Source organism: Paracoccus angustae (assembly GCF_042648745.1).
Lineage (GTDB): Bacteria > Pseudomonadota > Alphaproteobacteria > Rhodobacterales > Rhodobacteraceae > Paracoccus > Paracoccus angustae.
This window is the reverse complement of record NZ_JBHRXY010000006.1, coordinates 66,330-78,970: the sequence shown is the minus strand read 5'-3', so window position 1 is coordinate 78,970 and position 12,641 is coordinate 66,330. Positions and strand designations below refer to the sequence as shown.

Annotated in this window: 10 protein-coding genes; 6 read left to right on the top strand and 4 right to left on the bottom strand. The window is 70.2% G+C overall.

Annotation, left to right across the window (positions count from 1 at the left end; translation table 11 throughout):
• Nucleotides 1-24: 24 nt before the first annotated feature.
• From ACFOM8_RS09815 to ACFOM8_RS09800, 4 genes are read right to left on the bottom strand one after another with little or no spacing between them, the layout of a single operon-like run.
• Nucleotides 25-972 (bottom strand): 2-hydroxyacid dehydrogenase, encoded by a 948-nt coding sequence (locus tag ACFOM8_RS09815; RefSeq protein ID WP_377761175.1) that lies wholly within the window; start codon nucleotides 970-972, stop codon nucleotides 25-27.
• Nucleotides 972-1,304: a tRNA-binding protein gene (locus ACFOM8_RS09810; protein WP_377761174.1), complete on the bottom strand. Its 333-nt coding sequence runs from the start codon at nucleotides 1,302-1,304 to the stop codon at nucleotides 972-974. The genes ACFOM8_RS09815 and ACFOM8_RS09810 overlap by 1 nt, the downstream gene beginning before the upstream one ends.
• A complete protein-coding gene (gene proC, locus ACFOM8_RS09805) occupies nucleotides 1,301-2,113 on the bottom strand; it encodes a pyrroline-5-carboxylate reductase (RefSeq protein WP_377761173.1) in 813 nt (270 codons plus the stop codon). The genes ACFOM8_RS09810 and proC overlap by 4 nt, the downstream gene beginning before the upstream one ends.
• A gap of 33 nt (nucleotides 2,114-2,146) precedes the next feature.
• Nucleotides 2,147-2,650, bottom strand: a complete 504-nt coding sequence (locus ACFOM8_RS09800) for a type III secretion system chaperone family protein (RefSeq protein ID WP_377761172.1) — start codon at nucleotides 2,648-2,650, stop codon at nucleotides 2,147-2,149.
• A 205-nt stretch (nucleotides 2,651-2,855) separates the two neighbouring features.
• Between ACFOM8_RS09800 and ACFOM8_RS09795 the strand changes: the two genes are divergently transcribed.
• From ACFOM8_RS09795 to ACFOM8_RS09770, 6 genes are all read left to right on the top strand, one after another.
• On the top strand, nucleotides 2,856-3,794 hold the full coding sequence (locus ACFOM8_RS09795) for an aminotransferase class I/II-fold pyridoxal phosphate-dependent enzyme (protein ID WP_377761171.1): 939 nt from the start codon (nucleotides 2,856-2,858) through the stop codon (nucleotides 3,792-3,794).
• A 103-nt stretch (nucleotides 3,795-3,897) separates the two neighbouring features.
• On the top strand, nucleotides 3,898-7,230 hold the full coding sequence (locus tag ACFOM8_RS09790; protein ID WP_377761170.1) for a transglutaminase family protein: 3,333 nt from the start codon (nucleotides 3,898-3,900) through the stop codon (nucleotides 7,228-7,230).
• A gap of 38 nt (nucleotides 7,231-7,268) precedes the next feature.
• The gene (locus ACFOM8_RS09785) at nucleotides 7,269-9,617 is read left to right on the top strand and encodes a circularly permuted type 2 ATP-grasp protein (RefSeq protein ID WP_377761169.1); all 2,349 of its coding nucleotides are present in this window, start codon (nucleotides 7,269-7,271) and stop codon (nucleotides 9,615-9,617) included.
• The gene (locus ACFOM8_RS09780; RefSeq protein WP_377761168.1) at nucleotides 9,617-10,495 is read left to right on the top strand and encodes a transglutaminase family protein; all 879 of its coding nucleotides are present in this window, start codon (nucleotides 9,617-9,619) and stop codon (nucleotides 10,493-10,495) included. The genes ACFOM8_RS09785 and ACFOM8_RS09780 overlap by 1 nt, the downstream gene beginning before the upstream one ends.
• Nucleotides 10,496-10,664: 169 nt before the next feature.
• Nucleotides 10,665-12,041, top strand: coding sequence for a GntP family permease (locus ACFOM8_RS09775; RefSeq protein ID WP_377761167.1), 1,377 nt, complete (start codon nucleotides 10,665-10,667; stop codon nucleotides 12,039-12,041).
• The gene (locus ACFOM8_RS09770) at nucleotides 12,029-12,547 is read left to right on the top strand and encodes a gluconokinase (RefSeq protein ID WP_449301491.1); all 519 of its coding nucleotides are present in this window, start codon (nucleotides 12,029-12,031) and stop codon (nucleotides 12,545-12,547) included. The genes ACFOM8_RS09775 and ACFOM8_RS09770 overlap by 13 nt, the downstream gene beginning before the upstream one ends.
• Nucleotides 12,548-12,641 lie beyond the last annotated feature (94 nt).

Here is a 12,641-nt window from a genome sequence, read left to right as displayed (position 1 = left end):
TGGAAGGGTTCCTTTTGCTTCCCGTCACGTCACCCGATCGTGAGGGTCGCGCCCTTCGGCGAAGGCGGTCAGGTTCGACAGCGCGCGCAGCCCCATGTCGGTGCGCACATCGTCCGTCGCGGTTCCCAGATGCGGCAGCAGCGTCGCGTTGGGGGCATCCAGCAGCGCCTGCGGCACATGAGGCTCGCGTTCGTAGACATCGAGACCCGCGCCCGCGATGCGGCGGTTCACCAGCGCGTCGATCAGCGCGGCCTCGTCCACCACGTCGCCCCGCGCGACGTTGACCAGATAGCCCCGCGGGCCAAGCGCCGTCATCTGCCCCGCCCCGATCAGGTGGCGCGTGTTCGCGCCGCCGGGAACGGCGACAACCGCCACGTCGGCCTGTTCCAGCATTCCGTTCAGGTCGGGGATCTGGCGGGCCGGAAAGTCCAGATCCGTGACGGCGGACCGGTTGAAGAACACCACCTCCATGGCGAAGCCGCCATGGCAGCGCCGGGCGATGGCGCGGCCGATGCGGCCCATGCCGACGATGCCCACGGTGCGGCCCGTGACATGCCCGCCCAGAAGCTGGGTGGGGTTCCAGCCCGGCCACCGGCCCGCGCGCAGCATCCGCTCGCCCTCGCTGGCGCGGCGCATGGTCATCAGGATCAGCGTCAGGGCGATGTCGGCGGTGGCCTCGGTCACGACATCGGGGGTGTTGGTGACGACAACCCCCGCCGCCGCCGCCGCCTTCACGTCGATATGGTTGTAGCCCGCCCCGAAATTGGCCAGGATCCGGCAGCGCGGCCGGCCCGCGAAGGCCGCCGCCGTGAAGGCGTCGCCCAGCGTCGGGATGATCGCGTCGTAATCGCGCAGCGCCTGCGCGGCCTCGGCCTCGGTCAGGGGGGTGTTGTCGCGGAAGGTGGCGTCGAAGCGGTCGCGGATCGCGGCCGTCGCGCGGTCCGTCATGGGACGGGTGACCAGCAGCCGCATCAGAACAGCCTCCCGCCGTTCGGCACGTCCAGATCAGGGCGGATCAGCACCACCTCTCCGTCCGGGTCGGGGACGCCCAGAACCAGAACCTCGGACCGGACGGGGCCGATCTGGCGCGGCGGAAAGTTCACCACGCAAAGCACCTGCTTGCCGACCAGATCCTCGGGCCGGTAATGCCGGGTGATCTGGGCCGAGGACTTGCGTTCGCCCAGGGCGCCCAGGTCCAGCCACAGCTTGATCGCGGGCTTTCGCGCCTCGGGAAAGGGTTCGGCGCGGGTGATGGTGGCGGTGCGGATGTCGACCTTCTGGAAATCGTCGAAGCTGATGGTCATTGCGCTTTCCCCAGTTCGCGCCCGCGTTCGGTTGCGGCGGCGACCGTGCGCGCCATCAGCGGCATCAGGCCGGTTTCCGGGTCCATCAGCACGCGCAGCCCCGCAGCGGTGGTGCCCCCGGGCGAGGTGACGTTTTCGCGCAGAACCGCCGGATCCTCGTCCGCGTGGACGGCCAGCGCGCCCGCGCCCGCCACGGTCATGCGCGCCAGTTCCAGCGACAGCGCGGGGGGCAGGCCCTGCGCCTCGCCCGCCTTGGCCATCGCCTCGATCAGGTGGAAGACATAGGCCGGGCCGCTGCCCGAAAGGCCGGTGACGGCATCCATCTGGTTCTCGCTTTCCAGCCGGACCACGCGGCCCACGGCGGCCATCAGCGCCTCGGCCAGGTCCAGATGGGCAGGGGTCGCAAGGGAATTGCCGATCAGGGCGCTGACGCCCTGGCCGATGGCGGCGGGGGTGTTCGGCATGACGCGGACGATGGGCGCGCCGGGAAAGGCCGCCTCGAAGGTGGCGATGGTGGTGCCCGCGGCGACGGACAGCACCAGCGTGTCGGCCAGCTCCGGCAGGCTGCCAAGCGCATCCGCCATCATCTGCGGCTTGACGGCCAGAACCAGAACGGCGGGCTTGCCGGGCGGCGCGGCGTTCACGCGCAGGCCCTTGTCCCGCCATTCGGGCGGCAGGCGCGGGTCGATCACCGTGACGGCGGCGGGGTCCAGCCCCCGCGCCAGCCAGCCCCGCAGCATCGCGCCGCCCATCCGGCCGCAGCCGACCAGCACCAGCCCGCGCGCGTTGATATTGTCGAATTCGCCCATCCGGTCCCCCGTTCCCTGCGGGGCCAGCGCCCCTCAGGCCCGTCCGTAGGCCTCGCCCAGGGCGATGTCCAGCGCGGCGGCGGGGCTGCTGTTGCCCCAGGCAACCAGCTGGAAGGACGGATAGAACCGCTCCGAAGCGATCAGCGCGTTGCCGATCATCCGGTCCACCTGCTCGGCCGAGGCGACCGCATCTCCCGCCAGCACCAGGCCATAGCGCCAGACCATCAGCCGCTGCTTGGACCAGAAGGTGAAGCCGCCGTCCCAGACCTGGTCGTTGGCGAGGTTCAGCGTCTCGTAAAGCGCGGGCATCCGGTCGGCGGGCGGGTCCAGGTCAAAGGTGCAGATCAGCCGCAGCACCCCCTCTCGCGCGGACCAGGCCAGCGTCAGCGAATAGCTGCGCCACTGGCCATCGACCGTCATGGCGATCTGGTCGTCGGTCAGGCGGTCGAAATCCCAGTCGTGGTGGGCCGCCACCAGTTCGACGATGTCGATGGGATGAATCTCATCGGTCGGAATCACTGCTTCCGTTTGTGCCATTCCTGTGTCCTGCCTCGATCGGGAAGCGATTCTGCCGCCGCAAACCCTTTGTTCCAGAACAAGACCGGGCATGGATGCCGGAATGTTCCCACAACATATCGTCGTCGCGATTGGCGCCGCTGTAAAGCGGAATTCCCGAAAAGATTGTGGAAAAACCGCCGACCGGCTAAATGGCGCCATCCGGTTCCGACAACGGGCGAAGGCCATGCCAGGCGACCAGCGCAGCGACATCGGCAGGGGGGCGGCGACGGTCGGCGCAGGGGGCTGGATCGACCTGTCCGGGGCCGTTTGCCGCCGCCCCTGGCCGGCGCCCGGCCTGCCCGACGCCGGGCTTGACGCCGCGGACGCCCCGGGTGCCGCGGACCGGCTGGCCAGGGCCGCCGCCGGCTGGTTCGGCTGCCTGCCGTCCCAGGTTCTGGCGGTCGGGTGCCCGGCGATGCGGCCGATCCTTTGTCTGCTGCCCCCGGGCCGGGCCGTTGCCATCGCGCCCGGCTGTCCGCGCGCCGCTTTGCGAGCGGCGGACTGGCGGGCGGACCGGGCGGAAGCGCCGGGGGACGTGGACGGCGCCGACCTGGCCGTCGTGACCAATCCGGCCAACCCCAACGGCCGGGCCTGGCCGCCCGAGGCGCTGGCGCGACTGGCGCGGCGCGTCGGGCATCTGGTGGTGGACGAAAGCCTTGCCGATGCCCGGCCCGACCTGTCGCTGGCCCCCGCCCTGCCCGCGAACGCCCTGGTGCTGCGCAGTCTGCGGCCCTTGTGGGGGCTGCGTCTGGGCATCGTGCTGGGCCGGCCCGCGCTTCTGGCGCGCCTGTCTGATGCGGCGGGCTTCCGCCCCGCCGATGCCCGCGCGCTGCATCTTGGCGCGCTGGCGCTGGCCGACCGGACCTGGGCCGAGAACGCGATCCTTTACCATGCCGAGGCCGCGCTGCGCCTGGACCGCATCGCCGCCCGCGCGGGCTGGCGCTTGGCGGGCGGCACGCATCTGTTCCGCCTTTACGACACGGGCGACGCCCTTGCCGCGCAGGACCGGCTGGTCCGGGCGCAGGTCCGCGCGCGGCGCGTGTCGAACGCCCGGCTGCGCCTTGCCATCCCCGCAACCCCTGCGGAATGGGACCGCCTGTCGGCCGCCTTGCGCAGAATCTAGGCAAACCTTGCCGCCGGTCCCGGGCGCGCGCCGGCCCGGCTTTCCTTCTCGCGCGGGTCTTCACAATGTGTAAGCTGGGGAAAAGACCACGGGGACGGCGCGCATGTCGATCAAGGCCAGCATCTATCACCTGACGCATTACAGATACGACCGTCCGGTGATCCTTGGCCCTCAGGTGATCCGCCTGCGCCCCGCGCCGCATTCGCGCACCCGCGTCCTTTCCCATTCGCTGAAGGTGGCGCCCGCGGGCCATTTCGTGAACCACCAGCAGGATCCCTTCGGCAACTGGCTGGCCCGCTTCGTCTTTCCCGAACCCGTGCGCGAGTTGAAGATCGAGGTCGATCTGGTCGCCGACATGACCGTCTACAACCCCTTCGACTTCTTCGTCGAGGACAGCGCCGAGCTCTGGCCCTTCGCGTATGCCCCAGACCTGGCCGAGGATCTGGTTCCCTATCGCGCCGCGGAACCCCCCGGGCCGCTGCTGCGCGCGCTGCTGGACGGCATTCCGCGCGAAAAGACCCGCACGGTCGATTTCGTGGTGGCGCTGAACGCGCGCATCGCGGGGGACACCGCCTATACCATCCGCATGGAACCCGGCGTGCAGACGCCCGAGGAGACACTGGCCCTGCGCAGCGGATCGTGCCGCGATTCCACCTGGCTGCTGGTCCAGGCGCTGCGCCACCTGGGTTTCGCCGCGCGCTTCGTGTCGGGCTATCTGATCCAGCTGAAGCCGGACTTGCAGGCGCTGGACGGGCCGTCGGGGACCGCCCACGACTTCACCGACCTTCACGCCTGGGCCGAGGTCTATATTCCCGGCGCGGGCTGGATCGGGCTTGACCCGACATCGGGCCTGCTGACCGGCGAAAGCCACATCCCGCTGGCCGCCGCGCCGCATTACCGGTCCTGCGCGCCGATCAGCGGCATGGCCAGCTTTGCCGAGGTCGAGTTCGACTTCGACATGCGGATCCGCCGCGTGGCCGAACATCCGCGCATCACCAAGCCCTTCAGCGATCAGGCCTGGGCGGATCTGGACCGCCTGGGACACCAGGTCGATGCCGCGCTACGCGACGGCGACGTGCGGCTGACCATGGGCGGGGAACCCACCTTTGTGTCCATCGACGATTTCGAATCCGCCGAATGGAACACCGATGCCGTGGGGCCGGTCAAGCGCCAGCGCGCCGACGTGCTGATCCGCAAGCTGCGCGCCCGCTTCGCCCCCAACGGCTTTCTGCATCACGGCCAGGGCAAGTGGTATCCGGGCGAGACGCTGCCGCGCTGGACCTTTTCGCTGTATTGGCGGCGCGACGGCCAACCCGTTTGGCAGAACCCCGGCCTGATCGCCCCCGAAACCGAAGGGGACGCGGCGACGCCCTTGCAGGCGCAGGAACTGCTGCGGGAAATGGCGGCCGAACTGGGCGTCGGCGGCGACAACGTGCTGCCCGCCTATGAGGATCCGGCCGAATGGCTGGTGCGCGAGGCCAACCTGCCCGCCAATGTCACGCCCGAGAATTCGGAACTGGCCGACCCAGAGGCGCGCCACCGCATCGCCACGGTCTTCGACCGCGGCCTGACCACGCCCACGGGCTTTGTGCTGCCGATCCAGGCCTGGCAGTCGCGCGCGGGCCTGAAATGGCATTCCGAACGCTGGCGGCTGCGGCGGGGCCATGTTTTTCTGGTGCCAGGCGACAGTCCGGTCGGGTACCGGTTGCCGCTGGCATCGCTGCCGCATCTGCCGAAATCGGACTATCCTTACATCAACCCGGCCGATCCCGCCGCCGACCGCGCGCCGCTGGCCCGGCCGGGCGAGATTCCGCCCGGCCGCAAGTCCCGGCCGATGGCCCGCTTTGTGGCCAATGCGCCGGTCGGGGATGTCGTCCCCCAAGTGCCGGGGATCGGAGAACCAGAACTGCAAGGCACTGTCCGCACCGCCCTGTCGGTGGAACCCAAGAACGGACGGCTCTGCGTCTTCATGCCCCCCGTCGCCACGCTGGAGGAATACCTGGACCTGCTGCGCGCGGTCGAGGCGGCGGCCCTGCGCCTGCACCTGCGGGTCCATGTCGAAGGCTATGCCCCCCCGGACGACCCGCGCCTGAACGTGATCCGCGTGGCCCCCGACCCCGGCGTGATCGAGGTGAACATCCATCCCGCCGCCAGTTGGGACGACTGCGTGGCGATCACCCAGGGCGTCTACGAGGACGCGCGCCAGTCCCGGCTTGGCGCGGAAAAGTTCATGATCGACGGCAGGCACACCGGCACCGGCGGCGGCAACCATGTCGTCGTGGGGGGTGCGACCACCAACGACAGCCCGTTCCTGCGCCGCCCGGACCTGCTGGCCAGCCTGATCCGGCATTGGAACCGCCATCCTTCGCTGTCCTACCTGTTCTCGGGCCTGTTCATCGGGCCGACCTCGCAGGCCCCCCGCATCGACGAGGCGCGGCACGACGCGCTTTACGAACTGGAAATCGCGCTGGCGCAGATCCCCGCGCCGGATCGGGGCACGCCGCCGCTGCCCTGGCTGACCGACCGGCTGCTGCGCAACATCCTGACGGACGTGACCGGCAACACGCATCGCGCGGAAATCTGCATCGACAAGCTGTATTCCCCCGACGGTCCCACCGGCCGCCTGGGCCTGGTCGAGTTCCGGGGCTTCGAGATGCCGCCCGACGCGCGGATGAGCCTGGCGCAGCAACTGCTGCTGCGGGCGCTGATCGCGCGGTTCTGGCGCGAACCCGCTACCGGCGACCTGACCCGCTGGGGCACCGCCCTGCACGACCGCTTCATGCTGCCGCATTTCGTGTGGGCCGATTTCCAGGACGTGCTGCGCGACCTGACGGGCCGCGGCTTTCCCATGCAGGAGGAGTGGTTCAAGGCCCAGGCCGAGTTCCGATTCCCCTTCTGCGGCGAGGTCGAGGTCGAGAACGTCCGCCTGGAACTGCGCCAGGCCCTGGAACCCTGGCACGTCCTGGGCGAAACCGGGGCCATCGGCGGCACCGTGCGCTATACCGACAGCTCGACCGAACGCTTGCAGGTCAAGCTGGCGGCGGCGGATCCCTCGCGCTATCAGGTCTTGTGCAACGGCCGTCCGGCGCCGCTGACCCCCATCGGCGCGGGCGAAGCCGTGGCGGGGGTGCGCTTCAAGGCCTGGCAGCCCGCATCCGCACTGCACCCGGTGCTGCCCGTCGATGCGCCCTTGACCTTCGACATCTTCGACATCTGGTCGGGCCGCCCGATCGGCGGCTGCATGTATCACGTGGCCCACCCGGGCGGGCGCAACTACGACACCTTTCCCGTGAACGGGAACGAGGCCGAGGCGCGCCGTCTGGCCCGCTTCAGCCCCCACGGCCACCGCCCCGGCCACGGCAACCCCATCAAGCCCGAGCGCATCCACCGCGAGTTCCCGCTGACGCTGGATCTGCGGCGCGCCCCGGCCGCGTGATGGGCGGCGGTCCGGCCCCGGCGGCGCGGCCCTCCCGCATGGCGGGCTACCGTCCCCTGCCCGGCGTCCCGGACGAGATGATCGCGCCCGACGGCACCCTCCGCCCGCCGTGGCGGCGGCTGGTGGCGCATCTGGACGCGCTGTCCGACGACGACCTGACCCGCGACCTGTCGCGCGCCGACCGCTACCTGCTGGACAGCGGCGTCTTTTACCGCCAGTACGGCGGCGGAAAATCGGTCGAGCGGCCCTGGCCGCTGAGCCATATCCCCGTTCTTCTGGCGGAAAACGAATGGTCCGGGATCAGCCGCGCCCTGTGCCAGCGCGCCGACCTGCTGGAAGCGGTCATGGCCGACCTGTACGGCCCCAACGAGCTGGTCGCCTCGGGACGGCTGCCCGCCGCGCTGGTGGCGGGCAACCCGGAATGGCTGCGCCCGCTGGTGGGGGTCAGGCCCAAGGGCGGGCATTTCCTGCATTTCCTGGCGTTCGAACTGGGGCGCGGCCCGGACGGCGAATGGTGGGTGCTGGCCGACCGGACGCAGGCGCCCTCGGGGGCGGGCTATGCGCTGGAAAACCGCGTCGCCACCGCGCGGGCATTCTCGGAATTATACCCGGACGAGAACGTCCACCGGCTGGCCGGGTTCTTTCGCGACTTCCGCGACGCCTTGCAGGGCCAGGCCCGCGACAAGGACAGCCGGATCGCGATCCTGACCCCCGGCCCGATGAACGAAACCTATTTCGAACACGCCTATATCGCGCGCTATCTGGGTTTCGCCCTGCTCGAAGGCGACGACCTGGGCGTGGCGGGCGACCGGCTGATGGTGCGCACCGTTCAGGGGATGCGGCAGGTCGATGTGCTGTGGCGCAGGCTGGATGCGCATTACGCCGACCCCCTGGAACTGGATCCCGCGTCCCGCATCGGCACGCCCGGCATGGTCGCGGCGCTGCGGGCGGGGGCGGTGACAATGGTCAATTGCCTGGGCTCGGGCATCCTGGAAACGCGGGCGCTGATGGCCTTTCTGCCGCAGCTTGCGCCCGAACTGGTGCGCGCGCCCCTGGCCATGCCCAACATCGCAACGTGGTGGTGCGGCGATCCCGCCGCCCGCGCGGCGGTGCGCGCCAGTCCGCGCCGGATGGTGCTGGCCGATGCGCTGACCACGCGCCTGCCCTTCGATCCCAAGGACGACCTGACCCGCGCGGTCGGCCTGCCCGCCGATGTCCTGGCCCGCCGCCTGGCCGAGGGCGGCGGCGATCTTGTCGCGCAAGAGGCCGTGACCCTGTCCACCACCCCCGCCCTTGTGGACGGCAAGCTGGTGCCGCGCCCCATGACCCTGCGCGTCTATCTGGCGCGGACCGCCGATGGCTGGGCGGTGATGCCGGGCGGCTTTGCGCGCATCGGGACGGGCGCGGATGTGTCGGCCATCGCCATGCAGGAAGGGGGGGCCGCGGCGGATGTCTGGGTGGTCAGCCCCTTGCCCGTGCCCGCCATCACCATGGCGCGCCAGGCCACCGCCGCGGAAAAGCGCCTGGTGCCGGGCGGGTTGCCCGCGCGGGCGGCCGACAACCTGTTCTGGCTGGGCCGCTATGCCGAACGGGCCGAGGGGGTCGTGCGCCTGATGCGCGCCTTTCACACGCGCCTGGCGGAATCGGGCAAGGCGGGCGGCCCTCTGCTGGCGGGCTTCGATCCGCTGTTCCGCCAGATGGGCATCGACGGGCGCGAGGCCATTCCCCAAAGGCTGCTGGACAACCTTGCCGCCGCCATCGGCAGCGCCAGCAGCGTGCGCGACCGCTTTTCCCCCGACGCCTGGTCCGCGCTGCACGACATCGACCGAACCGCCCGGGCCATGGCGCCCAAGGTCGCGCCCGGCGACGACGCGGCCCGCGCGCTGTCCGCGCTGCTGCGCAAGCTGGCGGGGATCTCGGGCCTGGTGCACGAGAACATGTACCGCTTCGTCGGCTGGCGTTTCCTGACCATCGGCCGCCTGCATGAACGGGCCATGGGCACGGCCGCGCTGCTGGCGGTGCTGTGCGACCCCGATGCCCCCGAAGGCGCGCTGGATCTGGCCATCGAGGTCGGCGACAGCGTGCTGACCCATCGCCGCCGCTTTTCCTTCAGCGCCTCGCGCGCGACCGTGATCGACCTTCTGGCGCTGGACCCGCTGAACCCGCGCGCGCTGCGCCACCAGATCGACGGCTTGCGCGAACAGGTGGACATGCTGCCCGCCGCCAACGACCACGGCGCGCTGTCCCCCCTGGCCAGAGAGGTCTTGCGCCTGCATGCGAAGCTGGCCACCACCGATCCCGACAGCCTGGCAACCGATGCCTTGTGGCAGTTGCGCGGGCGGATCGCCGTCCTGTCCGACCTGCTGACCTCCAGCTATCTGTCCTGATGTTGTACCGCCTGCGCCTGTCCATCCGCTATGACTTCGCCCGCCCCGCCGGCGCGGGACGGCAGCTTCTGCGCATTAGCCCCGCCGACCTGCCCGGCGTGCAAGAGGTGCAGCAGACCAGCATCGCCGTCACCCCGCCCCCCGCGGAACGCGGCGGCTTCACGGACTTTTTCGGAAACGAGGTGACGCAGCTGGTTCTGCCCGCCGGGCTGACGCAGCTTCGCTTCGACATGGCGGGCCGGGTGCTGCGCCTTGCCGAGGAATCGGAACTGGACCTGTCGGCCACCCTGGACCGCCTGCCCGGCGACCTGGACGACATCACCGACCTTGGCCCCCATTCGCCCCACCACTTCCTGCGCGCCTCGCCGCGGATCCCCCTGCTGGCGCCGATCGCCGATTTCGCCCGCAGGGCCTGCGCCGACGCCGCGACCGCGCGCGAGGCGGTGGAAGCCCTGGGCCGCGCGATCCACGGCCACATGCGCTTCGACGCCCGCGCGACCGAGGTGGACACCCCGATCGGCGAGGCTTTCGCCGGGCGGCACGGCGTTTGCCAGGATTTCTCGCAGATCATGATATCGGGCCTGCGCGGCTTGGGCGTTCCGGCGGCCTATGTCTCGGGCTTCCTGCGCACGGTCCCGCCGCCGGGCAGGCCGCGCCTGGAAGGGGCCGATGCCATGCACGCCTGGGTCCGCGCCTGGACCGGGGCCGAGGCGGGCTGGTGCGAATACGACCCCACCAACGCCTGCTTCGTGGCCGCGAACCACGTCACCATCGGCTATGGCCGAGATTACGGCGACGTGGCCCCCGTCACGGGATCCATGCGGCTGGCCGGATCGCAGTCGGGCAGCCACAGCGTCGACATCCTGGCCGAGGATTGACGCCCCTGCGCGTCCTTCGCCAAACAAGGCGGCGCGGCAGGGATCCCGTGTCCCCCCGGGGAATTTGCACCTTGGTGCCGCCGGAACGGCCGCGATCGTCCTGACGGCATCAGATTGACCTTTTCGCCGTCCTGACGCACAGGTCACTCGAAACCAACGGGGGGATCTCTTGGAAAACGTCGAAACCGTCCACAGCACCTTGTTCCTGCTGTCGGTCGCCGCCGGTGCCGTCGCGGTGCTGCTGGTGCTGATCATGCGCTTCAAGATCCATGCCTTCATCTCGCTGGTGCTGGTCAGCCTGCTGACCGCCCTGGCGACCGGCGTGCCCCTGGCCGAAGTCGTGCCCACCATGCTGACGGGCTTCGGCAACACGCTGGCCACCGTCGCCCTGCTGGTCGGCTTCGGCGCCATGATCGGCCGCCTGCTGGAGGTGACGGGCGGCGCGCAGGTCCTGGCCGACCGGCTGATCAACAAGTTCGGCGAACGGCGCGCGCCTTTCGCGCTTGGCGTCGCCTCGCTGCTGTTCGGCTTTCCGATCTTCTTCGACGCGGGCCTGATGGTGATGCTGCCGATCATCTTCAGCGTGGCGCTGCGCTTTGGCGGGTCGGTGCTTCTTTATGCCCTGCCCGCCGCCGGAGCCTTTGCCGTGATGCACGCGCTGGTGCCGCCGCATCCCGGGCCAGTCGCCTCGGGCGATCTGCTGGGCGCCGATATCGGCCTGCTGCTGATCGTCGGAACGATCGTGGCGCTGCCCACCTGGTATATCGGCAGCTATCTGGTCTCGTTGTTCCTGGGCAGGCGCTTCAACGTGCCGGTGCCGGAACTGCTGGGCGCCAACGACGAACACCACCTGACCGGAGAGCCGCCGGCCTTCGGCACCGTTCTGCTGATCCTGCTGCTGCCGCTGCTGCTGATTTTCCTGAACACCGGGCTGAACGCGCTGGCGACGGCGGGGGCCGTGAACGGCGACGCCGGCTGGGTCAGCCTGCTGCGGATGCTGGGCCAGACCCCGGTCGCGCTGCTGATCACGCTGCTGATCGCGCTACATCTGCTGGGGCGCGGCAACGACCCGGCGCGGATGGAAAAGATCGTGGACGGCGCGCTTGGGCCGATCTGCGCCATCGTGCTGGTCACCGGCGCGGGCGGCATGTTCGGCGGCGTCCTGCGCGCCAGCGGCATCGGCGAGGCCCTGGCGGGCAGCCTGCAATCGGTGGGCCTGCCGCTGATCGTCGCGGCCTTTGTGATCGCCACGGCGCTGCGCGTGGCGCAAGGGTCGGCCACGGTGGCGCTGACCACCACCGCCAGCCTGATCGCCCCCACCGTGGCCGCCACCCAGGGGCTGTCCGAATTCGACCTGTGCTTCCTGGTCATCGCCATCGCGGGCGGCGCGACGGTGCTGAGCCATTTCAATGACTCGGGCTTCTGGCTGGTAGGCCGGTTCCTCAAGATGGACGAGGCGACCACCCTGCGCACCTGGACGGTGATGGAAACGACCATCGGCCTGACCGCCTTCGGATTCGCCCTGCTGGGCTGGTGGCTGCTGTGACCGGCCCGCAGCACATCGTCGTCATGGGCGTGTCGGGCGCGGGCAAGACCACCACGGGTCTGGCGCTGGCCGCCCGTCTGGGCTGGCCCTTTGTCGAGGGCGACGCCTTCCATCCGCAGGCGAACGTGGACAAGATGGCCCATGGCACGCCCCTGACCGATGCCGACCGCGAGCCATGGCTGCGCGCCCTGGCCGAGCGGATCGCGGCGGCCGAGGCGCGGGGAGAAAGCTCGGTCCTGGGCTGCTCCTCGCTGAAGCGCAGCTATCGCGACATCCTGCGCAGCGGCGCCCCGCGCGTGCGCTTCCTGCATGTCCACGGCTCGCGCGACTTGCTGGCGGAACGGCTGAACCACCGCGCGGGGCATTTCTTCCCGCCCAAGCTGCTGGATTCGCAATTGGCGACGCTGGAGCCGCTGGCCCCTGACGAGGACGGCGCGGTGATCGACATGGCGCTGTCGGCCGAAGATCAGGTGGCCGAGGCCGTGCGCCTGCTGGACCTGGACTGACCCCCATCCGGGGGCCGATTGTGCAGGATCATCGAACACTGAAGCCAGCAAAGCCGGACTAATTTTCGGTTTTTCATGAGCTTATCTCTGTGTC